Below are 20,391 nucleotides of genomic sequence, written 5' to 3' on the forward strand. Positions count from 1 at the left end.
TCAAATGAAAGACCTGCTCAACCTCTTCAATCAACAGCGCCAGACGCTGGATTTCGACGCGATCAAGATCGCGCTGGCGTCGCCGGACCTGATCCGTTCGTGGTCCTACGGCGAAGTGAAGAAGCCCGAAACCATCAACTACCGGACCTTCAAGCCCGAGCGTGACGGCCTGTTCTGCGCCGCCATCTTCGGACCGATCAAGGACTATGAGTGCCTGTGCGGCAAGTACAAGCGCATGAAGCACCGCGGCGTGGTCTGCGAAAAGTGCGGCACCGAAGTCACCCTGGCCAAGGTGCGTCGCGAGCGCATGGGTCACATCGACCTGGCCTCGCCGGTCGCGCACATCTGGTTCCTCAAGTCGCTGCCCTCGCGCATCGGCCTGATGCTGGACATGACCCTGCGTGACATCGAGCGCGTGCTGTACTTCGAAGCCTACGTGGTCACCGAGCCGGGCCTGACCCCGCTCGAGCGCCGCCAGCTGCTGACCGAAGAGCAGTACCTGACCGCACGCCAGGAGTACAACGACGACTTCGACGCCGCCATGGGCGCCGAAGCGGTGTATGAGCTGCTGCGCACGATCGACCTGCAGTCGGAAATGACCCGCCTGCGCGAGGAAATCGCCAGCACCGGTTCGGAAACCAAGCTCAAGCGCCTCACCAAGCGCATCAAGCTGATCGAAGCCTTCCTGGAATCGGGCAACCGTCCGGAGTGGATGGTCATGACCGTGCTGCCGGTGCTGCCGCCGGACCTGCGCCCGCTGGTGCCGCTGGATGGCGGCCGCTTCGCGACCTCGGATCTGAACGATCTGTACCGCCGCGTGATCAACCGCAACAACCGTCTGCGTCGTCTGCTCGAGCTCAATGCGCCGGACATCATCGTGCGCAACGAGAAGCGCATGCTGCAGGAATCGGTCGATGCGCTGCTGGACAACGGCCGTCGCGGCCGTGCCATCACCGGCACCAACAAGCGTCCGCTGAAGTCGCTGGCCGACATGATCAAGGGCAAGCAGGGCCGGTTCCGTCAGAACCTGCTCGGCAAGCGCGTGGACTACTCCGGTCGTTCGGTCATCACCGTCGGTCCGTACCTCAAGCTGCACCAGTGCGGCCTGCCGAAGAAGATGGCGCTGGAGCTGTTCAAGCCGTTCGTGTTCGCCAAGCTGCAGCGTCGCGGCCTGGCCACCACCATCAAGGCCGCCAAGAAGCTGGTCGAGCGCGAAGAAGCCGAAGTCTGGGACATCCTGGAAGAAGTGATCCGCGAGCATCCGGTGCTGCTGAACCGTGCGCCGACCCTGCACCGCCTGGGCATCCAGGCGTTCGAGCCGGTGTTGATCGAAGGCAAGGCCATCCAGCTGCATCCGCTGGTGTGTACTGCGTTCAACGCCGACTTCGACGGTGACCAGATGGCCGTCCACGTGCCGCTCTCGCTGGAAGCCCAGCTGGAAGCGCGTGCGCTGATGATGTCCACCAACAACATCCTGTCGCCGGCCAACGGCGAGCCGATCATCGTGCCGTCGCAGGACGTGGTGTTGGGCCTGTACTACATGAGCCGCGCCCTGGAGAACAAGAAGGGCGAAGGCATGGTGTTCGCCAACACCAGCGAAGTGAAGCGCGCCTACGACAACCGCGTGGTGGAACTGCACGCCAAGGTCAAGGTCCGCATCACCCAGGTGGACGTGGAAGCCGACGGCAAGCGCAGCAGCGGCACCTCGATCGTAGACACCACGGTCGGTCGTGCGCTGCTGAGCGAAATCCTGCCCGAAGGCCTGCCGTTCCAGCTGGCCAACACCGAGATGACCAAGAAGAACATCTCGCGCCTGATCAACTCCAGCTACCGTCTGCTGGGCTTGAAGGACACCGTCGTGTTCGCCGACAAGCTGATGTACACCGGCTATGCCTACGCAACCCGCGCAGGCGTGTCGATCGGCATCGACGACATGCTGATCCCGGACGAGAAGAAGGGCATCCTCACCGAGGCCGAAGCCGAAGTGCTGGAGATCCAGGAACAGTACCAGTCCGGTCTGGTCACCGCCGGCGAGCGCTACAACAAGGTCGTGGACATCTGGTCGCGCACCAGCGAGCGCATCGCCAAGGCGATGATGGACACCATCGGTACCGAGAAGGTCGAAAATGCCAAGGGCGAAACCATCGACCAGAAGTCGATGAACTCGCTGTACATCATGGCCGACTCCGGTGCGCGTGGTAGCCAGGCGCAGATCCGTCAGCTGGCCGGCATGCGCGGCCTGATGGCGCGTCCGGATGGCTCGATCATCGAGACGCCGATCAAGGCGAACTTCCGCGAAGGCCTGAACGTGCAGGAGTACTTCAACTCCACCCACGGTGCCCGTAAGGGTCTGGCCGATACCGCGCTCAAGACCGCGAACTCGGGGTATCTGACCCGTCGTCTGGTCGACGTGGCGCAGGACGTGGTGATCACCGAGGTCGATTGCGGCACCACCGAAGGGTTGATCATGACCCCGATCGTGGAAGGCGGCGACGTGGTGGAACCGTTGCGCGAGCGCGTGCTGGGCCGTGTGGTGGCCGAGGACGTGTACCTGCCGGGCAACGACGAAGAGCCGATCGTCACCCGCAACACGCTGCTGGACGAAGCCTGGGTTGCCAAGCTGGAAGACGCCAGCGTGCAGTCGGTGAAGGTGCGTTCGACCATCAGCTGCGAATCCTCGTTCGGCGTGTGCGCACGCTGCTACGGTCGCGATCTCGCCCGCGGTCACCAGGTCAACATCGGTGAGGCGGTCGGCGTCATTGCGGCGCAGTCGATCGGTGAGCCGGGTACCCAGCTGACCATGCGTACGTTCCACATCGGTGGTGCGGCATCGCGTGCGGCGGCGGTGGACAACATCACCGTCAAGACCACCGGTTCGGTGAAGTTCAACAACCTGAAGTCTGTGGCGCACGCCAGCGGCGCGCTGGTCGCTGTCTCGCGTTCGGGCGAACTGTCCGTACTCGACGGCCATGGCCGCGAGCGCGAGCGTTACAAGCTGCCGTACGGCGCCACCATCACCGCCAAGGATGGTGATGCGGTCAAGGCCGGGCAGGGCGTGGCGAACTGGGATCCGCATAACCACCCGATCGTGTCGGAAGTGGCCGGTTTCATCCGCTTCATCGACTTCGTCGACGGCGTCACCGTCATCGAGAAGACCGACGAACTGACCGGTCTGGCCTCGCGCGAAATCACCGACCCGAAGCGTCGCGGTGCACATGCCAAGGAGCTGCGCCCGATCGTGCGCATCGTCGACGGCAAGGGCAACGACCTGACGATCCCGAATACGGATCTGCCGGCGCAGTACCTGTTGCCGCCGCGCTCCATCGTCAACCTGCAGGACGGCGCCGCCGTCGGCGTGGGCGACGTGGTCGCCAAGATCCCGCAGGAAGCGTCCAAGACCCGCGACATCACCGGTGGTCTGCCGCGCGTTGCCGACCTGTTCGAAGCGCGCAAGCCGAAGGATCCGGCGATCCTGGCCGAGCGCTCGGGCATCATCAGCTTCGGTAAGGACACCAAGGGCAAGCAGCGCCTGATCATCAAGGACACCGATGGATCGGAACACGAAGAGCTGATCCCCAAGTACCGCCAGATCATCGTGTTCGAAGGCGAGCATGTGACCAAGGGCGAGACCGTGGTGGACGGCGAGCCGAGCCCGCAGGACATCCTGCGTCTGCTGGGTGTCGAGCCGCTGGCCGCGTATCTGGTCAAGGAAATCCAGGACGTGTATCGCCTGCAGGGCGTGAAGATCAACGACAAGCACATCGAGGTGATCACCCGCCAGATGCTGCGCAAGGTCGAGATCACCGACCAGGGCACCAGCAAGTTCCTCAACGGCGAGCAGGTCGAGCGCCAGCGCGTCATCGAGGAAAATGCCCGCCTGGTCAAGCGCAACGAGCTGCCGGCCAAGTACGATCCGGTGCTGCTGGGTATCACCAAGGCCTCGTTGGCCACCGAGTCGTTCATCTCGGCGGCTTCGTTCCAGGAGACCACCCGCGTGTTGACCGAGGCTGCCGTGCGCGGCACCCGCGACAACCTGCGCGGTCTGAAGGAAAACGTGATCGTGGGTCGTCTGATCCCGGCCGGTACCGGCCTGGCGTATCACGCCGGACGTCGCAAGTCGTCGGGTCTGACCGACTCGGAAATGGAAACGCTGTCGGGCAAGCCGACGGTTGCCGAACCGGTCGCAGCCGTGGCCGACGCTGGCGCGGACGAGGAGTAAGCGCTCCGACGGCGGTCGCAAGATCGCCGTAAGCCAAGCGAAAAGGAGGGCAGGAGGCCCTCCGTTTTCCGGCCTTTGGATGGGCCAGCAGGGTTAGATTTCCGTGAAGTTGACGGAGTTTCGTCCTGCCAGCTATACTTCCCTGTCTCGGCGGGCCGTTTTTCGGCCTGCCTTTGTTTTCGTGCAAGGCCGTCTCGGCCTCTCAATCAGAAGAATCAACTGATGACGACGATCAATCAGCTGGTCCGCAAGCCTCGGCAAGCGACCACCTACAAGAGTGCCTCTCCGGCACTGGACAAGTGTCCGCAGCGCCGTGGCGTCTGCACACGCGTCTATACCACTACCCCGAAGAAGCCGAACTCGGCCCTGCGTAAGGTTGCCAAGGTGCGCCTGACGAACCAGGAAGAGGTCATCAGCTACATCGGTGGTGAAGGCCACAACCTGCAGGAGCACTCCGTGGTCCTGATTCGCGGTGGCCGCGTCAAGGATCTTCCCGGTGTGCGTTATCACACCGTCCGTGGTTCGCTGGACGCCGCCGGCGTCGCAAAGCGCCGTCAAGGTCGTTCCAAGTACGGCGCCAAGCGCCCGAAGAGCTAAGGAAACACTCCAATGTCCCGTAAAGGTTCTACTCCGCAGCGCACCGTCCTGCCTGATCCAAAGCATGGCAGCGAAACCATTGCCCGCTTCATCAATATGGTGATGCAAAGTGGCAAGAAGTCGGTTGCTGAGAAAATTGTCTATGGCGCGATGGACGTCATTGGCGAAAAGAATCCGAATGCCGTCGAGCTGGTGCAGAAAGCACTGGACAACGTGGCCCCGGCTGTCGAAGTTAAATCGCGTCGCGTCGGTGGTGCTACCTATCAGGTGCCCGTCGAAGTGCGCTCCTCCCGTCGCATGGCGCTGGCAATGCGCTGGTTGATCGATTCCGCGCGCAAGCGTGGCGAGAACACCATGCCGCGCAAGCTGGCTGCAGAACTGTTGGACGCCTCGGAAAGCCGTGGCGGCGCGATCAAGAAGCGCGAAGAGACGCACCGTATGGCGGAGGCGAACAAGGCGTTCGCACATTACCGCTGGTGACCTCGTGGGCCTTGGTAACGGGGCCCTTCAGCACCATCTGAGTGCTGTTTGCGACGCCTTTGGCGTCGCATCCAATCCGAAGGCCGCCGAAAGGCGGCGTTCGGCCATCCGAAATCCAAGAAATTGAGAGGCTCCCCGTGGCCCGCACCACCCCTATCGAGCGTTACCGCAACTTCGGCATCATGGCCCACATTGATGCCGGCAAGACCACCACCTCCGAGCGCATCCTGTTCTACACCGGTGTCAGTCACAAGATCGGCGAAGTCCATGACGGCGCTGCAGTGATGGACTGGATGGAGCAGGAGCAGGAGCGTGGTATCACCATCACCTCCGCTGCGACCACTGCATTCTGGTCGGGCATGGACAAGTCCATGCCGCAGCACCGCTTCAACATCATCGATACCCCCGGGCACGTTGACTTCACCATCGAAGTGGAGCGCTCCTTGCGCGTGCTCGACGGTGCGGTGTTCGTGCTGTGCGCCGTTGGTGGCGTGCAGCCGCAGTCCGAGACCGTGTGGCGCCAGGCCAACAAGTATTCCGTGCCGCGCATGGCCTTCGTCAACAAGATGGACCGTACCGGTGCCAACTTCGACAAGGTCGTCGAGCAGCTGAAGGCCCGTCTGGGTGCCTACGCCGTGCCGATGCAGGTGCCGATCGGCGCCGAAGACGGCTTCGAGGGCGTGGTCGACCTGCTCAAGATGAAGGCGATCCATTGGGATACCGCATCGCAGGGCACCACCTTCGAATACCGCGACATCCCGGCTGACCTGGTCGAGATCGCGACCGAGGCGCGTTCGTTCATGGTCGAGGCGGCTGCCGAAGCCAGCGAAGACCTGATGGACAAGTACCTCAACGAGGGCGACCTGAGCGAAGAGGAGATCCTGGTGGGTCTGCGCGAGCGCACCCTGAAGGTCGAAATCGTGCCGGTGTTCTGCGGCTCGGCGTTCAAGAACAAGGGCGTGCAGGCCATGCTCGACGGCGTCGTGCACCTGCTGCCGTCGCCGGCCGACCGTCCGCCGGTCCAGGGTATCGACGAGGACGAGAAGGAAGACACCCGTCCTGCCACCGATACCGCGCCGTTCTCGGCGTTGGCGTTCAAGATCATGACCGACCCGTTCGTGGGCTCGCTGACGTTCTTCCGTGTCTACTCGGGCACGTTGAACTCCGGCGACCAGGTCTACAACCCGGTCAAGTCGAAGAAAGAGCGCGTGGGCCGCATCCTGCAGATGCACTCCAACAATCGCGAAGAGATCAAGGAAGTGCGCGCTGGTGACATCGCCGCTGCCGTGGGTTTGAAGGACGTCACCACCGGCGACACGCTGTGTGCGCAGGACAAGGTCATCACCCTGGAGCGCATGGTGTTCCCGGAGCCGGTGATCTCGATGGCGGTGGAACCCAAGACCAAGTCGGACCAGGAAAAGATGGGCATGGCCCTGGGCCGTCTGGCGCAGGAAGATCCCTCGTTCCGCGTCAAGACCGACGAAGAATCCGGCCAGACCATCATCTCGGGCATGGGCGAGTTGCACCTGGACATCATCGTCGACCGTATGCGTCGCGAGTTCAATGTCGAGGCCAACGTCGGCAAGCCGCAGGTGGCCTACCGCGAAACGATCCGCAAGTCCGACGTCAAGTCCGACTACAAGCACGCCAAGCAGTCCGGTGGTAAGGGTCAGTACGGTCACGTTGTGATCGAGCTGTCGCCGATGACCGAGGAAGATCGCAAGAGTGACAACGTCAAGGACGATTTCCTCTTCATCAACGACATCACCGGCGGCATCATCCCGAAGGAATTCATCCCCTCGGTCGAAAAGGGTCTGCGCGAGACGATCACCAGTGGTCCGATCGCCGGCTTCCCGGTGGTGGGTGTGAAGGTCAAGCTGGTGTTCGGCTCGTACCACGACGTCGACTCCTCGGAAATGGCGTTCAAGCTGGCCGCGTCGATGGCGTTCAAGCAGGGCTTTGCGAAAGCCAGCCCGGTGTTGCTGGAGCCGATCATGAAGGTCGAAATCGTCAGCCCGGAGGATTACCTGGGTGACGTGATGGGCGACGTGAGCCGCCGTCGTGGCGTGCTGCAGGGTCAGGACGACAGCCCGTCGGGCAAGATCATCAACGCGATGATTCCGCTGGGCGAGATGTTCGGTTATGCGACCTCGCTGCGCTCGATGAGCCAGGGCCGTGCGACGTTCTCGATGGAATTCGACCACTACGAAGAGGCACCGGCCAACATCGCCGACGCCGTCACCAAGAAGGGCTGAGTTCGCTCAGCCGCTTCTCACAAATTTTTCAATTAGAGGTAGTTAGTCATGGCAAAAGCTAAATTTGAGCGCACCAAGCCGCACGTGAACGTCGGCACCATCGGTCACGTCGACCATGGCAAGACCACGTTGACAGCCGCGCTGACCAAGATCGGTGCTGAGCGTTTCGGTGGCGAGTTCAAGGCGTATGACGCGATCGATGCGGCGCCGGAAGAGAAGGCGCGCGGCATCACGATTTCGACCGCACACGTCGAATACGAATCCCCGACCCGTCACTACGCGCATGTCGATTGCCCCGGCCACGCCGACTACGTCAAGAACATGATCACCGGTGCGGCGCAGATGGACGGCGCGATCCTGGTGTGTTCGGCCGCCGACGGCCCGATGCCGCAGACCCGCGAGCACATCCTGCTCTCGCGTCAGGTCGGTGTGCCGCACATCGTCGTGTTCCTGAACAAGGCTGACATGGTCGACGACGCCGAGCTGCTCGAGCTGGTCGAGATGGAAGTGCGCGAGCTGCTCAGCAAGTACGACTTCCCGGGCGATGACACGCCGATCATCCACGGTTCGGCGCGTCTGGCGCTGGACGGCGACCAGAGCGACATCGGCGTGCCGGCGATCCTCAAGCTGGTCGAGGCGCTGGATTCGTTCATTCCGGAGCCGACCCGCGACGTCGACCGCCCGTTCCTGATGCCGGTCGAAGACGTGTTCTCGATCTCCGGCCGCGGCACCGTGGTGACCGGTCGTATCGAGCGCGGCATCATCAAGGTTGGCGACGAAATCGAAATCGTCGGTATCCGTGATACCCAGAAGACCACCGTCACCGGCGTGGAAATGTTCCGCAAGCTGCTGGACCAGGGTCAGGCAGGCGACAACGCCGGTCTGCTGCTGCGCGGCACCAAGCGTGACGACGTCGAGCGCGGCCAGGTGCTGTGCAAGCCGGGTTCGATCAAGCCGCATACCGAGTTCGAAGCCGAAGTCTACGTGCTGTCGAAGGACGAGGGTGGCCGTCATACCCCGTTCTTCAAGGGCTACCGTCCGCAGTTCTACTTCCGCACCACCGACATCACTGGCGCCTGCCAGCTGCCGGAAGGCGTGGAGATGGTGATGCCGGGCGACAACGTGAAGATGGTCGTGACCCTGATCAACCCGGTCGCGATGGACGAAGGCCTGCGCTTCGCCATCCGTGAAGGCGGTCGTACCGTCGGCGCCGGCGTGGTTGCCAAGATCGTCAAGTAAGTCCTGCAATCCGGCGGCTTCGGTCGCTGGATCCGCACGAACAAGGGTCGGCGCAAGCCGGCCCTTTTTCGTGGGCCGAGTCGGAGGTGCGTGCACGGCCGGCGTCTTTATCGGGTAGGGCGCTTGCGCATGTAAAAGTGCCGCGCTATAATGCGCGGCTCGGTGTCCCTGGGTAGGGCGCTGAGTTACAGCGAAAAGAACGGCAGGATGCCGCTCGTGTTCGCCAGACCGGGAGGGTCGCGTTGCATGGAGCACTCAACAACTCACCTGTTGTTGACCGTGCTCTTGTTGCGCATTATACTTTTCCGTCTGGGCAGGCCGGTTTACCGGTCTGCCTCAGTTTTTGGGCGGAGGAAATGCCCTCGTCAGCAGGATGCATGGCGATTTCATCTACGTCAGGAATATCGGGGCAGGTATCCCAGAGGCCTTGCCCGTCGCTCTTTTAACGAAGGAAGCTTCCGTCATGTCGGAACAAAAGATCCGGATTCGGTTGAAGGCGTTCGATCATCGTTTGATCGACCGTTCGGCCAGCGAGATCGTCGAAACGGCTAAGCGGACCGGCGCGCAAGTGCGTGGCCCGATCCCGTTGCCGACCAAGATCGAACGTTACACCATCCTCGTATCCCCGCATGCCGACAAGGATGCGCGTGACCAGTACGAAACCCGCACGCACAAGCGTGTGCTCGATATCGTCGACCCGAACGACAAGACCGTGGACGCGCTGATGAAGCTCGAACTCGCGGCTGGCGTCGACGTTCAGATCAAGTTGACCTGAGGACTACGACCATGACGAAGAAATATTCGTTGGGCTTCGTAGGCCGCAAGGCTGGTATGAGCCGCGTCTTCACCGAAGACGGTCGCTCGGTACCGGTCACGCTGATCGAAGCAACTCCAAACCGCATCGCGCAGATCAAGACCGTCGAAGCTGACGGCTACAGCGCCGTGCAGATTACCGTTGGTGCCCGTCGTGCCGCGCTGGTCAACAAGCCGGCTGCTGGCCACTTCGCCAAGGCGAAGGTGGAAGCGGGTCGCGGCCTGTGGGAATTCCGCGTTGAAGATGCCCAGCTCGGCGATTTCGCCGTTGGCGGCGAAATCAAGGCGGACATCTTCGAGGTCGGCCAGAAGGTCGACGTCCAGGGCGTCACCAAGGGTAAGGGTTTCCAGGGCACCATCAAGCGCTACAACTTCCGTATGGGCGATGCAACTCACGGTAACTCGCTGTCGCATCGCGCGCCGGGTTCGTTGGGTCAGCGCCAGACCCCGGGTCGCGTTTTCCCGGGCAAGAAGATGTCGGGCCACATGGGCGCCGTGCAGCAAAGCACGCAGAACCTGGAAGTGGTCAAGGTCGACGTCGAGCGTGGTCTGATTGCTATCCGCGGCGCCGTGCCTGGCGCAGCTGGTGGCGACGTGATCGTCCGTCCGGCGAGCAAGGCATAAGGAGAGATGACGATGGAACTCGTTATCACGGGTAGCAACAACAAGGTCTCGGTCTCCGATGCCGTGTTCGGTCGCGAATTCAGCGAAGATCTGGTTCACCAGGTCGTCGTCGCTTATCGCAATGCCGGTCGCGCTGGTACCAAGGCACAGAAGACGCGTTCGGAAGTTGCGGGCACGACCAAGAAGTCGAAGAAGCAGAAGGGCGGCGGTGCGCGTCATGGCGCGCTGACGGCTCCGATCTTCGTCGGCGGCGGCGTGACCTTCGCGGCCAAGCCGCGCAGCTTCGAACAGAAAGTCAACCGCAAGATGTACCGTGCGGCCATCTGCGCGATCTTCTCTGAGCTTAATCGCCAGGGTCGCCTGATGATCGTCGATGCGTTCGACGTCGAAACCACCAAGACCCAGGGTCTGATCGAGAAGCTGAAGGGACTGGATGTGGGCAAGCGCCCGCTGATCGTCACCGAGGAAGCCTCCGAGCACCTGTATCTGTCCGCCCGCAATCTGCCGTATGTGCAGGTGCGTGATGTGCAGGGTCTGGATCCGGTCGCTCTGGTCGGGGCCGATACGGTCGTGATCACCGCCGATGCGGTCAAGAAGGTCGAGGAGTGGCTGGCATGAGCAGCAACGAAAAAATCTTCAGCGTGCTGCGTGCTCCGCGAGTCTCCGAAAAGACCGCGCGCCTGCAGGAAATCTCCAACCAGTATGTCTTCGAAGTTTCGAACGAAGCCACCAAGGCCGATGTAAAGGCCGCGGTTGAGCAGCTGTTCGACGTCAAGGTCAAAGCGGTCAACGTGGTCAACGTCAAGGGCAAGAGCAAGTCCTTCCGTAACCGTGCTGGCAGCCGTGGCAATTGGCGCAAGGCGTACGTCCGCCTGGTTGATGGTCAGTCCATCGACGTAACGGCCAAGGCCTGAGGTCCATCCCATGCCATTGATGAAGTTCAAACCCACCTCTCCCGGCCGTCGTTCCGCCGTGCGCGTGGTTACTCCCGATCTGCACAAGGGCGCACCGCACGCGGCGCTGCTCGATTCGCAGAGCAAGTCCGGTGGTCGTAACCACCATGGCCGCATCACCGTGCGTCACGTCGGTGGTGGTCATAAGCAGCACTACCGCATCATCGACTTCAAGCGCAACAAGGAAGGTATTCCGGCGCGTGTGGAGCGGATCGAATACGATCCGAACCGTACCGCTCATATCGCCCTGCTGTGCTATGTCGACGGCGAGCGTCGCTACATCATCGCCCCCAAGGGCTTGAAGGCTGGCGATCAGGTCATTGCCGGTGCCAACGCACCGATCAAGACCGGCAACACGCTGCCGCTGCGCAACATCCCGGTCGGTACGACGGTCCACGGTATCGAGCTGAAGCCGGGTAAGGGCGCTCAGATCGCACGTGCTGCCGGTGCAGCCGTCCAGCTGGTCGCTCGCGAAGGCATCTATGCCACGCTGCGTCTGCGCTCGGGCGAAATGCGCAAGGTGCCGGTCGAGTGCCGCGCCACCATCGGCGAAGTCGGCAACGACGAGCACAACCTCGAGAAGCTGGGCAAGGCTGGCGCCAAGCGCTGGCGCGGTGTTCGCCCGACCGTTCGCGGTGCGGCCATGAACCCGGTCGATCACCCGCACGGTGGTGGTGAGGCCAAGGCTGGCCAGGGTAATCCGCATCCGGTCACCCCGTGGGGTGTTCCGACCAAGGGTTACAAGACGCGCAAGAACAAGCGCACCCAGCAATTCATCGTCCGCGATCGTAGGGGCTAATCGACCATGGCACGTTCACTCAAGAAGGGCCCGTTCGTCGATCACCACCTTGCAAAGAAGGTGGAGTCCGCTGCGGGTAGCAAGAAGCCGATCAAGACCTGGTCGCGCCGTTCGATGATCCTGCCGGAAATGGTAGGCATCACCATCGCCGTGCATAACGGCAAGAACCACATTCCGGTGCTCGTCAACGAGAATATGGTCGGCCACAAGCTCGGCGAATTTGCCGTCACCCGGACCTTCAAGGGTCACGGTGGCGACAAGAAGTCGAGCAGGTAAGGGAGAGATGACGATGGAAGCGAAAGCAATCCTGCGCACCGCGCGCATCTCCCCGCAGAAGGCCCGCCTGGTCGCTGACCAGGTGCGTGGTTTGTCCGCCGAACGTGCGGTCAATCTGCTGAAGTTCTCGGATAAAAAGGCTGCGCACCTGATCAAGAAGGTTGTGGAGTCGGCGATTGCCAATGCCGAGAACAATCAGGGCGCGGATGTCGACGAGCTGAAGGTCAAGACCATCATGGTTGATGAAGGTCCGTCCCTGAAGCGTTTCATGGCGCGGGCGAAAGGCCGCGGTACCCGCATCCTCAAGCGCACCAGTCACATCACTGTGATTGTCGGCGCCGCCAAGTAAGCGGAAAGGAAAAGACCATGGGTCATAAAGTTCATCCGACTGGAATTCGCCTTGGCATCGCCAAGGACTGGAATTCCAAGTGGTACGCAAACAAGGCCGACTTCGCCGCCTATCTGGCAGCCGACCTGAAAGTGCGTGAAATGCTGCGCAAGAAGCTCGCGCAGGCAGGTATCAGCAAGATCTTGATCGAGCGCCCTGCCAAAACCGCCCGCGTGACCATTCACACCGCCCGCCCGGGCGTGGTGATCGGCAAGCGTGGCGAGGACATCGAAAAGCTGCGCAAGGAAGTGAGCGCGATGATGGGTGTTCCTGCCCACATCAACGTCACCGAAGTGCGCAAGCCGGAGCTAGATGCGCAGCTGGTCGCCGAGTCGATCGCGCAGCAGCTTGAGCGTCGCATCATGTTCCGCCGTGCAATGAAGCGCTCGGTCGGCAACGCGATGCGCCTGGGTGCCCTGGGCATCAAGGTCAACGTGGCTGGCCGCCTCAACGGTGCAGAAATCGCCCGTTCGGAGTGGTACCGCGAAGGCCGCGTGCCGCTGCACACGCTACGTGCCGACATTGATTACGGTTTTGCCGAGGCGTCCACGACGTACGGCATCATCGGCATCAAGGTCTGGATCTATAAGGGTGAGGTCTTCGACTTCTCCCAGGTTGGCCAGGAGAAGCAGGACGACAGCCCGCGCAACGATCGTAACGATCGCGGCGACCGTGGTGACCGTCCTTCGCGCCCGGCTCGTGAAGCGAGGTAACGGCAATGTTGCAACCCAAGCGAACCAAATACCGCAAGATGCACAAGGGCCGTAACGACGGCCTGGCATGGAGCGGAAACGCCGTCAGCTTCGGCGAGTACGGCCTCAAGGCAACCGCGCACGGTCAGCTGACCGCGCGTCAGATTGAAGCAGCACGTCGTACGATCAGCCGCCACGTCAAGAAGGGCGGCAAGATGTGGATCCGTGTGTTCCCCGACAAGCCGATCACCAAGAAGCCGATCGAAGTCCGCATGGGCTCCGGTAAGGGCAACGTGGAGTACTGGGTCGCGCAGATTCAGCCGGGCCGCATGATCTATGAAATCGAGGGGATTCCCGAAGATATCGCACGTGAGGCGTTCCGCCTTGCCGCCGCGAAATTGTCGGTGACCACCACTTTCGTGACCCGGACGGTGCGCTGATGGATATCAAACAACTCCGCGAGAAGTCGGCTGACGAACTGAAGGCCCACCTGACCGATCTGCGTAAGGAGCAGTTCTCGCTCCGTATGCAGCAGGTCACCGGCCAGCTGCCGAAGACCCACGATACCCGCCGGGTGCGCCGCGAGATTGCTCGCGTCAAGTACCTGCTCGGCAGCACCAAGTAAGGACGGCCGCGATGAGCGACAACAACGAAAAGCAAACGCTGCGCACGGTCGAAGGCCGTGTCGTCAGCAACAAGATGGACAAGACGGTCACCGTGTTGGTGGAGCGCCAGGTCAAGCACCCGTTGTACGGTAAGTACATCAAGCGCTCGTCCAAGCTCCACGCACACGACGCCGACAATGCCTGCAACGAAGGCGACGTCGTGCGTGTGACCGAGATTGCTCCAATGTCCAAGACCAAGAACTGGCGGGTGGTCGAAATCGTCACCCGTTCGGCCGAGTAAGGGAGATCTGAATCATGATCCAGATGCAGAGCTACCTCGATGTCGCCGACAATTCGGGTGCCAAGGAAGTGATGTGCATCAAGGTGCTGGGTGGCTCCAAGCGCCGCTACGCACACATTGGCGACATCATCAAGGTGACCGTCAAGGACGCCATTCCGCGTGGCAAGGTCAAGAAGGGCGAAGTCTACGACGCCGTCGTGGTGCGTACCCGCAAGGGTGTGCGCCGTCCCGACGGTTCGCTGATCCGCTTCGATGGCAACGCCGCTGTGCTGTTGAACAATAAGCAGGAGCCGATCGGGACCCGCATCTTCGGGCCGGTGACGCGCGAGCTGCGTTCCGAGAAGTTCATGAAGATCGTCTCGCTCGCTCCCGAAGTGCTGTGAGCGGAGGACATATACATGGCTAACCGTATCAAGAAGGGCGACCAGGTCGTCATCAACACCGGCAAGGACAAGGGTAAGCAGGGTGAAGTTGTGCGTGTGGACGGCGATCGCGTGATCGTCTCCAATGCCAACGTCATCAAGCGCCACACCAAGCCGAACCCGCAGGCGGGTGTCGCCGGCGGCGTGGTCGAGCGTGAAGCGTCGATCCATATCTCCAACGTCAATATCGTCAACCCGGCAACGGGCAAGGGCGAGCGCGTTGGCTTCAAGGTGCTGGAGGATGGACGCAAATTGCGTGTGTTCCGCTCCAGCGGTGAGGCGCTCGACGCCTGAGGAATGCGATCATGAACACTCGTCTCGAAAAGTTTTACAAGGAAAACGTGGTGCCGGCCCTGATGAAGGAATTCGGCTACACCAATCCGATGGAAGTGCCGAAGCTGGTCAAGGTCACGCTAAACATGGGCGTGGGCGAGGCGGCTACCAACAAGAAGATTCTGGAAAATGCGGTCGCCGACATGTCCAAGATCTCCGGCCAGAAGCCGGTGGTCACCAAGTCGCGCGTTTCGGTCGCATCCTTCAAGATTCGTGACGGTTGGCCGATCGGCTGCAAGACCACCTTGCGTCGCGCCAAGATGTACGAGTTTCTGGATCGTCTGATCAACATCTCGCTGCCGCGCGTGCGCGACTTCCGTGGTGTTTCCGGTCGCTCCTTTGACGGTCGTGGCAACTTCAACATGGGTGTGAAGGAACAGATCATCTTCCCGGAAATCGACTTCGACGCCGTCGACGCGATTCGCGGTATGGATATCGCCATCACCACCACCGCCAAGACGGATGCGGAAGCGAAGGCGCTGCTGGCAGCGTTCAAGTTCCCGTTCCGTAACTGACCGTCGAGGACATCCGAAATGGCAAAGACCTCCATGATCCACCGCGACATCAAGCGTGCAAAGCTGGCGAAGAAATTCGCCGGCAAGCGTGATGCGCTGAAGAAGATCCTCTCCAGTCAGGATGCGTCCTACGAAGAGAAGATCGATGCGTCGACCAAGTTGCAGAAGCTGCCGCGCGATTCGTCGCCGAGCCGCCACCGCAACCGTTGCGAGCTGTCCGGCCGTCCGCGCGGTGTCTACCGCAAGTTCGGTCTGGGTCGCAACATGCTGCGCAAGGCCACGATGAACGGTGACGTTCCGGGCCTGCGCAAGGCAAGCTGGTAACAGCATTGCCGGCCGTTCGCGGCCGGCTTGAACAGGATCGTTCTGTTCAACAGGGGAGTCCGACGCAAGTCGGGCTCTTTTGTCGTATACTTCCGCTTCTGTCTTGCCCGCATGGGCGCGGCATGGCGTAAAGGGTCCTGGCCCATCCCCAGGAAAACACAAGATTTTCGCGAAAGCGGATATCGGTGCACTCAAAGGTACTCATATGAGCATGACTGATCCCATCGCCGACCTGCTGGTACGCATCAAGAATGCGGCCGCGGTTGGTAAGCAGACGGTGAAATTGCCGTCGTCCAAGATCAAGGTTGCGATCGCCCAGGTCCTGAAGGACGAGGGTTACATCACCGACCTGCGCGTGACAGCGACCGAGAACAACAAGTCGGAGCTGGAAATCGTGCTGAAGTATTTCGAAGGCCGTCCGGTCATCGAGACCCTGAAGCGTTTCTCGCGCTCGGGTCTGCGCCAGTACCGCGGCAAGACCGAGCTGCCCAAGGTCCTGGGTGGCCTGGGTATCGCCATCATCTCCACGTCGAAGGGCATCATGACCGATGCGCAGGCTCGCGAAGCCGGCGTTGGTGGTGAAGTCCTGTGCTTCGTGGCCTAAGGGAAGGAATCGATCATGTCCCGTGTAGCCAAGAAGCCTGTTTCCCTTCCGAAGGGTGTTGAACTCAACGTCCAGCCCGAGCTGGTCAGCGTCAAGGGCCCGAAGGGCACCCTGACCCTGCCGAAGCCGACTGGCGTCGAAATCGCCATCGACGGCGACGTTGCCACGCTGTCGGCCAATGACCCGTCGCAGATCGCCATCACCGGTACCGTGCGCGCCATCCTGGCCAACATGGTCAAGGGTGTGTCCGAAGGCTTCGAGCGCAAGCTCGAGCTGGTCGGCGTCGGTTACCGCGCCGCCATGCAGGGCAAGGATCTGAGCCTGGCGCTCGGTTTCTCGCATCCGCTGGTGTTCGTGGCGCCGGAAGGCATCACGCTGTCGACCCCGACCCAGACCGAGATCGTGGTCCAGGGCGCCGACAAGCAGCGCGTCGGCGAAGTCGCCGCCAAGATTCGCGGTTTCCGTCCGCCGGAGCCCTACAAGGGCAAGGGTGTGAAGTACGCCGGTGAAGTCATCATTCGCAAGGAAGCCAAGAAGGCGTAACGCAGGTCCCTCTGCTAGGAGCCCGGCCATCCATGGCCGGACTTTTCGATGCAAAAGCCTGCTTCCTTCAGCTTCCGTAGGATAAATATCATGAGCATCAACAAGAACATCGCCCGTCTGCGTCGCGCCAAGTCCACCCGTTCGCACATCCGTGAGCTGGGCGTCGCTCGCCTGTCGGTGCTGCGCACCGGCCAGCATCTGTATGCGCAGGTCTTCACCGCCGACGGTTCCAAGGTGATCGCCGCGGCGAACACCCTGCAGGCCGACGTCAAGGAAGGCCTGAAGAACGGCAAGAACAGCGATGCGGCCGTCAAGGTCGGCAAGCTGATCGCCGAGCGTGCCAAGGCTGCGGGCATCGAGAAGGTCGCGTTCGACCGCTCGGGCTACCGCTACCATGGCCGTATCAAGGCGCTGGCCGATGCAGCTCGCGAAGGCGGCCTGCAGTTCTAAGCACTGCTGCGGACGTGGCCACCGGTCACGTCCGCGATACCGCCGGCAGGGAGATGCCGGACCGTCCCGTTCTTTTGCAACGGAGCCGGGAACACCGCGTGACTTCACAACCATAAGCGGCTTCGAGCCGTACATACTCAATCAATCAAGGAATCAAGATGGCAGAAGAACGTGCACCGCGGGGTCGTGATCGCGACCGTAACCGCGAAGAGAAAGTCGACGATGGCATGATCGAAAAGCTGGTCGCGGTCAATCGCGTCAGCAAGACGGTCAAGGGCGGTCGCCAGTTCACCTTCACCGCGCTGACCGTGGTCGGCGATGGTCTGGGCAAGGTCGGTTTCGGTTATGGCAAGGCGCGCGAAGTGCCGGTCGCCATCCAGAAGTCGATGGAGCAGGCGCGCAAGAACCTGGCCACCGTCGATCTGAACAACGGTACCTTGTGGCATGCCGTCAAGTCCGGCCATGGCGCAGCACGCGTCTACATGCAGCCGGCCTCGGAAGGTACGGGCGTCATCGCCGGCGGCGCCATGCGCGCTGTGCTGGAAGCGGTTGGCGTCAAGAACGTGCTGGCCAAGGCGGTTGGTTCGCGTAACCCGATCAACCTGGTCCGTGCAACCCTGAAGGGTCTGTCGGAAGTGCAGTCGCCGGCGCGTGTTGCGGCCAAGCGCGGCAAGAAGGTGGAGGAGCTCAACCATGGCTAAGGACACCAACAAGACCGTGACGGTGCGCCTGGTGCGTGGCCTGCGTGGAACCCAGTCGCGTCACCGCCTGTCGGTGCGTGCGTTGGGCCTGAATAAGCTCAACGATGTGCGTGAACTGAAGGACAGCCCGCAGGTTCGCGGCCTGATCAACACCGTTCACTACCTCGTCAAGGTTGAGGACTAATCCCATGACTTTGCATCTCAATGACCTCAAGCCCGCCGACGGCGCCCGCACCGAGCGCACCCGCGTCGGCCGTGGCATCGGCTCCGGCCTTGGCAAGACCTGTGGCCGCGGCCACAAGGGTTCGTTCGCGCGCAAGGGCGGCGGCAAGATCAAGGCCGGCTTCGAAGGCGGCCAGACCCCGATGCAGCGTCGTCTGCCGAAGATCGGTTTCCGTTCGAAGATGGCGCGTGACAGTGCCGAAGTGTTGTCCTACCAGCTGGACAAGCTGGAAGCCGGTGAGATCGACTTTGCAGCGCTGCGTGCGGCCAATCTGGTCCCGAGCCGCGCCAAGAAGGCGAAGATCGTGCTGAAGGGCGAGCTGAGCAAGAAGTTCGTGCTGAAGGGCGTGGCTGCAAGTGCAGGCGCCAAGGCAGCAATCGAAGCTGCCGGCGGCAGCGTAGAGGAGTAATCGGCAGATGGCGCAGGCTGGCATTGGTAACCTCGGTGGCGGGCTCGGCAAGTTCACGGAACTTCGCCAGCGGCTGCTGTTCGTCCTCGGGGCATTGATCGTCTATCGCATCGGCTGCTATGTGCCGGTGCCTGGCGTGAATCCCGATGCCATGCTTTCGTTGATGCAGGCGCAGGGCGGCGGCATCGTGGACATGTTCAACATGTTCTCGGGCGGCGCCCTGCACCGTTTCAGTATTTTTGCGTTGAACGTGATGCCGTACATCTCGGCATCGATCGTGATCCAGTTGGCCACGCACATCTTTCCCGCCCTCAAGGCGATGCAGAAGGAAGGCGAATCCGGCCGACGCAAGATCACCCAGTATTCGCGCATCGGTGCGGTGCTTCTGGCAGTGGTGCAGGGCGGTAGCATCGCGCTTGCACTGCAGAATCAGACCGCGCCCGGTGGCGCTCCGGTGGTGTATGCGCCGGGCATGGGCTTCGTGCTCACCGCAGTGATCGCGCTGACCGCCGGCACCATCTTCCTGATGTGGGTGGGCGAGCAGGTCACCGAGCGTGGCATCGGCAACGGCGTGTCGCTGATCATCTTCGCCGGCATTGTGGCGGGTCTTCCGTCGGCGGCGATCCAGACCGTCGAGGCCTTCCGCGAAGGCAATCTGAGCTTCATTTCACTGCTGCTGATCGTCATCACCATTCTGGCCTTCACGCTGTTTGTGGTGTTCGTCGAACGCGGGCAGCGACGTATCACGGTCAACTACGCGCGCCGCCAGGGCGGTCGCAATGCGTACATGAACCAGACCTCGTTCCTGCCGCTGAAGCTCAATATGGCAGGCGTGATTCCGCCGATCTTCGCGTCCAGCATCCTCGCCTTCCCGGCGACGCTGTCGATGTGGTCCGGTCAGGCGGCGTCCGGCAGCGGCGTGGGCTCCTGGCTGCAGAAGATCGCCAATGCGCTCGGGCCGGGCGAGCCGGTGCACATGTTGGTGTTTGCGGCACTGATCATCGGCTTTGCGTTCTTCTACACCGCGCTGGTGTTCAACTCGCAGGAAACCGCCGACAACCTCAAGAAGTCGGGCGCGCTGATTCCGGGCATCCGCCCGGGCAAGGCGACGGCGGATTATGTGGACGGCGTGCTGACACGTCTGACCGCAGCGGGTTCGTTGTACCTGGTGATCGTCTGCCTGCTGCCGGAAATCATGCGCACGCAGCTGGGCACCTCGTTCCACTTCGGTGGTACGTCGTTGCTGATCGCCGTGGTGGTGGTGATGGACTTTATTGCGCAGATCCAGGCGCATCTGATGTCGCATCAGTACGAAAGCCTGCTGAAGAAGGCCAACCTCAAGGGTGGCTCGCGCGGCGGTCTGGCGCGCAGTTAAGTCTCGCGGGCGGTTAGGTGGTACACTAGATCTTCATTGCGTGAAGACGGCCTGGTTCCCGGGCCACGATCTTCCGATCAGAAGGGCGGCTCGCGCGACGTCTCGCGCGCGGGTGTGACGAGGTGGTCCTGTGCGGGAGTAGTACAGGCGATTCGGAGAAGTTTTCTGGATCAACATCGTCCGGCGCCGGAGCGAGGGCACACTCCCCACGCCGGGTCCATGGAACTTTGGTTCCACGGGCTTCAAAGCAA

At 61.9% G+C, this 20,391-nt stretch carries 27 protein-coding genes; all 27 read left to right on the plus strand.

The features are described 5' to 3' along the window. Positions 1–4: 4 nt before the first annotated feature. The 27 genes from rpoC to secY all read left to right on the plus strand — a co-directional run bounded on the left by rpoC (position 5) and on the right by secY (position 20,140). The gene (gene rpoC / locus H7A87_RS04725) at positions 5–4,219 is read left to right on the plus strand and encodes a DNA-directed RNA polymerase subunit beta' (RefSeq protein WP_104582265.1); all 4,215 of its coding nucleotides are present in this window, start codon (positions 5–7) and stop codon (positions 4,217–4,219) included. 222 nt (positions 4,220–4,441) lie between these two features. Beyond that, a complete protein-coding gene (gene rpsL, locus H7A87_RS04730; RefSeq protein ID WP_002811712.1) occupies positions 4,442–4,816 on the plus strand; it encodes a 30S ribosomal protein S12 in 375 nt (124 codons plus the stop codon). Between the two features lie 12 nt (positions 4,817–4,828). Beyond that, positions 4,829–5,296 (plus strand): 30S ribosomal protein S7, encoded by a 468-nt coding sequence (gene rpsG, locus H7A87_RS04735; RefSeq protein WP_005993356.1) that lies wholly within the window; start codon positions 4,829–4,831, stop codon positions 5,294–5,296. Positions 5,297–5,433: 137 nt separating this feature from the next. Beyond that, the gene (fusA, locus tag H7A87_RS04740) at positions 5,434–7,551 is read left to right on the plus strand and encodes an elongation factor G (protein ID WP_046345811.1); all 2,118 of its coding nucleotides are present in this window, start codon (positions 5,434–5,436) and stop codon (positions 7,549–7,551) included. Between the two features lie 48 nt (positions 7,552–7,599). Then, complete coding sequence (gene tuf / locus H7A87_RS04745; protein WP_104582262.1) at positions 7,600–8,790, plus strand: elongation factor Tu; 1,191 nt, start codon at positions 7,600–7,602, stop codon at positions 8,788–8,790. Positions 8,791–9,253: 463 nt separating this feature from the next. Further along, a complete protein-coding gene (gene rpsJ, locus H7A87_RS04750) occupies positions 9,254–9,565 on the plus strand; it encodes a 30S ribosomal protein S10 (protein WP_003486723.1) in 312 nt (103 codons plus the stop codon). An 11-nt stretch (positions 9,566–9,576) separates the two neighbouring features. Continuing rightward, on the plus strand, positions 9,577–10,227 hold the full coding sequence (gene rplC / locus H7A87_RS04755) for a 50S ribosomal protein L3 (RefSeq protein WP_006450633.1): 651 nt from the start codon (positions 9,577–9,579) through the stop codon (positions 10,225–10,227). Between the two features lie 12 nt (positions 10,228–10,239). Next, the gene (rplD, locus tag H7A87_RS04760) at positions 10,240–10,845 is read left to right on the plus strand and encodes a 50S ribosomal protein L4 (RefSeq protein ID WP_016900669.1); all 606 of its coding nucleotides are present in this window, start codon (positions 10,240–10,242) and stop codon (positions 10,843–10,845) included. Then, entirely contained in the window at positions 10,842–11,141 is a 300-nt protein-coding gene (rplW, locus tag H7A87_RS04765) for a 50S ribosomal protein L23 (protein ID WP_002811694.1), read from the plus strand. Before rplD ends, rplW begins: the two co-directional genes overlap by 4 nt. Positions 11,142–11,151: 10 nt before the next feature. Next, positions 11,152–11,979, plus strand: a complete 828-nt coding sequence (rplB, locus tag H7A87_RS04770) for a 50S ribosomal protein L2 (RefSeq protein WP_003486715.1) — start codon at positions 11,152–11,154, stop codon at positions 11,977–11,979. Positions 11,980–11,985: 6 nt separating this feature from the next. Further along, positions 11,986–12,255, plus strand: coding sequence for a 30S ribosomal protein S19 (rpsS, locus tag H7A87_RS04775; RefSeq protein WP_005993369.1), 270 nt, complete (start codon positions 11,986–11,988; stop codon positions 12,253–12,255). Positions 12,256–12,268: 13 nt separating this feature from the next. Next, positions 12,269–12,604: a 50S ribosomal protein L22 gene (rplV, locus tag H7A87_RS04780; protein ID WP_002811686.1), complete on the plus strand. Its 336-nt coding sequence runs from the start codon at positions 12,269–12,271 to the stop codon at positions 12,602–12,604. 17 nt (positions 12,605–12,621) lie between these two features. Continuing rightward, positions 12,622–13,356, plus strand: a complete 735-nt coding sequence (gene rpsC / locus H7A87_RS04785) for a 30S ribosomal protein S3 (RefSeq protein ID WP_102252623.1) — start codon at positions 12,622–12,624, stop codon at positions 13,354–13,356. A 5-nt stretch (positions 13,357–13,361) separates the two neighbouring features. Then, the gene (gene rplP / locus H7A87_RS04790; protein WP_011036127.1) at positions 13,362–13,775 is read left to right on the plus strand and encodes a 50S ribosomal protein L16; all 414 of its coding nucleotides are present in this window, start codon (positions 13,362–13,364) and stop codon (positions 13,773–13,775) included. Further along, positions 13,775–13,960, plus strand: coding sequence for a 50S ribosomal protein L29 (rpmC, locus tag H7A87_RS04795; protein WP_006450638.1), 186 nt, complete (start codon positions 13,775–13,777; stop codon positions 13,958–13,960). The genes rplP and rpmC overlap by 1 nt, the downstream gene beginning before the upstream one ends. 11 nt (positions 13,961–13,971) lie before the next feature. Further along, positions 13,972–14,241, plus strand: a complete 270-nt coding sequence (gene rpsQ, locus H7A87_RS04800) for a 30S ribosomal protein S17 (protein WP_102252624.1) — start codon at positions 13,972–13,974, stop codon at positions 14,239–14,241. A gap of 14 nt (positions 14,242–14,255) precedes the next feature. Continuing rightward, entirely contained in the window at positions 14,256–14,624 is a 369-nt protein-coding gene (gene rplN / locus H7A87_RS04805) for a 50S ribosomal protein L14 (RefSeq protein ID WP_003486699.1), read from the plus strand. A gap of 15 nt (positions 14,625–14,639) precedes the next feature. After that, a complete protein-coding gene (rplX, locus tag H7A87_RS04810) occupies positions 14,640–14,957 on the plus strand; it encodes a 50S ribosomal protein L24 (RefSeq protein ID WP_003486696.1) in 318 nt (105 codons plus the stop codon). Positions 14,958–14,968: 11 nt separating this feature from the next. Then, a complete protein-coding gene (rplE, locus tag H7A87_RS04815; protein WP_010371090.1) occupies positions 14,969–15,511 on the plus strand; it encodes a 50S ribosomal protein L5 in 543 nt (180 codons plus the stop codon). Positions 15,512–15,529: 18 nt separating this feature from the next. Continuing rightward, positions 15,530–15,835 (plus strand): 30S ribosomal protein S14, encoded by a 306-nt coding sequence (gene rpsN / locus H7A87_RS04820; RefSeq protein WP_005917137.1) that lies wholly within the window; start codon positions 15,530–15,532, stop codon positions 15,833–15,835. A 205-nt stretch (positions 15,836–16,040) separates the two neighbouring features. Further along, positions 16,041–16,439, plus strand: a complete 399-nt coding sequence (rpsH, locus tag H7A87_RS04825; protein ID WP_010371096.1) for a 30S ribosomal protein S8 — start codon at positions 16,041–16,043, stop codon at positions 16,437–16,439. Positions 16,440–16,454: 15 nt separating this feature from the next. Next, positions 16,455–16,982 carry a 50S ribosomal protein L6 gene (rplF, locus tag H7A87_RS04830; RefSeq protein WP_104608441.1) on the plus strand — a complete coding sequence of 176 codons (528 nt, stop codon included), beginning with the start codon at positions 16,455–16,457 and terminating at the stop codon, positions 16,980–16,982. A 90-nt stretch (positions 16,983–17,072) separates the two neighbouring features. Next, a complete protein-coding gene (gene rplR, locus H7A87_RS04835; RefSeq protein ID WP_016900655.1) occupies positions 17,073–17,432 on the plus strand; it encodes a 50S ribosomal protein L18 in 360 nt (119 codons plus the stop codon). Positions 17,433–17,590: 158 nt separating this feature from the next. Further along, positions 17,591–18,133, plus strand: a complete 543-nt coding sequence (rpsE, locus tag H7A87_RS04840; RefSeq protein WP_003486682.1) for a 30S ribosomal protein S5 — start codon at positions 17,591–17,593, stop codon at positions 18,131–18,133. After that, positions 18,126–18,317, plus strand: a complete 192-nt coding sequence (gene rpmD / locus H7A87_RS04845) for a 50S ribosomal protein L30 (RefSeq protein WP_104582267.1) — start codon at positions 18,126–18,128, stop codon at positions 18,315–18,317. Before rpsE ends, rpmD begins: the two co-directional genes overlap by 8 nt. A gap of 4 nt (positions 18,318–18,321) precedes the next feature. Continuing rightward, positions 18,322–18,765 (plus strand): 50S ribosomal protein L15, encoded by a 444-nt coding sequence (gene rplO / locus H7A87_RS04850; RefSeq protein ID WP_016900650.1) that lies wholly within the window; start codon positions 18,322–18,324, stop codon positions 18,763–18,765. 7 nt (positions 18,766–18,772) lie between these two features. After that, complete coding sequence (gene secY / locus H7A87_RS04855; RefSeq protein WP_016900648.1) at positions 18,773–20,140, plus strand: preprotein translocase subunit SecY; 1,368 nt, start codon at positions 18,773–18,775, stop codon at positions 20,138–20,140. The last annotated feature ends 251 nt before the right edge of the window (positions 20,141–20,391 follow it).

Origin of the sequence: Xanthomonas sp. CPBF 426, assembly GCF_903989465.1 — a bacterium.
Lineage (GTDB): Bacteria > Pseudomonadota > Gammaproteobacteria > Xanthomonadales > Xanthomonadaceae > Xanthomonas > Xanthomonas euroxanthea.

Bases quoted from the DNA above. Each gene is read 5' to 3' on its own strand.
- rpoC (WP_104582265.1), top strand. From the start codon at position 5: ATGAAAGACCTGCTCAACCTCTTCAATCAACAGCGCCAGACGCTGGAT.
- rpsL (WP_002811712.1), top strand. From the start codon at position 4,442: ATGACGACGATCAATCAGCTGGTCCGCAAGCCTCGGCAAGCGACCACC.
- rpsG (WP_005993356.1), top strand. From the start codon at position 4,829: ATGTCCCGTAAAGGTTCTACTCCGCAGCGCACCGTCCTGCCTGATCCA.
- tuf (WP_104582262.1), top strand. From the start codon at position 7,600: ATGGCAAAAGCTAAATTTGAGCGCACCAAGCCGCACGTGAACGTCGGC.
- rpsJ (WP_003486723.1), top strand. From the start codon at position 9,254: ATGTCGGAACAAAAGATCCGGATTCGGTTGAAGGCGTTCGATCATCGT.
- rplC (WP_006450633.1), top strand. From the start codon at position 9,577: ATGACGAAGAAATATTCGTTGGGCTTCGTAGGCCGCAAGGCTGGTATG.
- rplD (WP_016900669.1), top strand. From the start codon at position 10,240: ATGGAACTCGTTATCACGGGTAGCAACAACAAGGTCTCGGTCTCCGAT.
- rplW (WP_002811694.1), top strand. From the start codon at position 10,842: ATGAGCAGCAACGAAAAAATCTTCAGCGTGCTGCGTGCTCCGCGAGTC.
- rplB (WP_003486715.1), top strand. From the start codon at position 11,152: ATGCCATTGATGAAGTTCAAACCCACCTCTCCCGGCCGTCGTTCCGCC.
- rpsS (WP_005993369.1), top strand. From the start codon at position 11,986: ATGGCACGTTCACTCAAGAAGGGCCCGTTCGTCGATCACCACCTTGCA.
- rplV (WP_002811686.1), top strand. From the start codon at position 12,269: ATGGAAGCGAAAGCAATCCTGCGCACCGCGCGCATCTCCCCGCAGAAG.
- rpsC (WP_102252623.1), top strand. From the start codon at position 12,622: ATGGGTCATAAAGTTCATCCGACTGGAATTCGCCTTGGCATCGCCAAG.
- rplP (WP_011036127.1), top strand. From the start codon at position 13,362: ATGTTGCAACCCAAGCGAACCAAATACCGCAAGATGCACAAGGGCCGT.
- rpmC (WP_006450638.1), top strand. From the start codon at position 13,775: ATGGATATCAAACAACTCCGCGAGAAGTCGGCTGACGAACTGAAGGCC.
- rpsQ (WP_102252624.1), top strand. From the start codon at position 13,972: ATGAGCGACAACAACGAAAAGCAAACGCTGCGCACGGTCGAAGGCCGT.
- rplN (WP_003486699.1), top strand. From the start codon at position 14,256: ATGATCCAGATGCAGAGCTACCTCGATGTCGCCGACAATTCGGGTGCC.
- rplX (WP_003486696.1), top strand. From the start codon at position 14,640: ATGGCTAACCGTATCAAGAAGGGCGACCAGGTCGTCATCAACACCGGC.
- rplE (WP_010371090.1), top strand. From the start codon at position 14,969: ATGAACACTCGTCTCGAAAAGTTTTACAAGGAAAACGTGGTGCCGGCC.
- rpsN (WP_005917137.1), top strand. From the start codon at position 15,530: ATGGCAAAGACCTCCATGATCCACCGCGACATCAAGCGTGCAAAGCTG.
- rpsH (WP_010371096.1), top strand. From the start codon at position 16,041: ATGAGCATGACTGATCCCATCGCCGACCTGCTGGTACGCATCAAGAAT.
- rplF (WP_104608441.1), top strand. From the start codon at position 16,455: ATGTCCCGTGTAGCCAAGAAGCCTGTTTCCCTTCCGAAGGGTGTTGAA.
- rplR (WP_016900655.1), top strand. From the start codon at position 17,073: ATGAGCATCAACAAGAACATCGCCCGTCTGCGTCGCGCCAAGTCCACC.
- rpsE (WP_003486682.1), top strand. From the start codon at position 17,591: ATGGCAGAAGAACGTGCACCGCGGGGTCGTGATCGCGACCGTAACCGC.
- rpmD (WP_104582267.1), top strand. From the start codon at position 18,126: ATGGCTAAGGACACCAACAAGACCGTGACGGTGCGCCTGGTGCGTGGC.
- rplO (WP_016900650.1), top strand. From the start codon at position 18,322: ATGACTTTGCATCTCAATGACCTCAAGCCCGCCGACGGCGCCCGCACC.
- secY (WP_016900648.1), top strand. From the start codon at position 18,773: ATGGCGCAGGCTGGCATTGGTAACCTCGGTGGCGGGCTCGGCAAGTTC.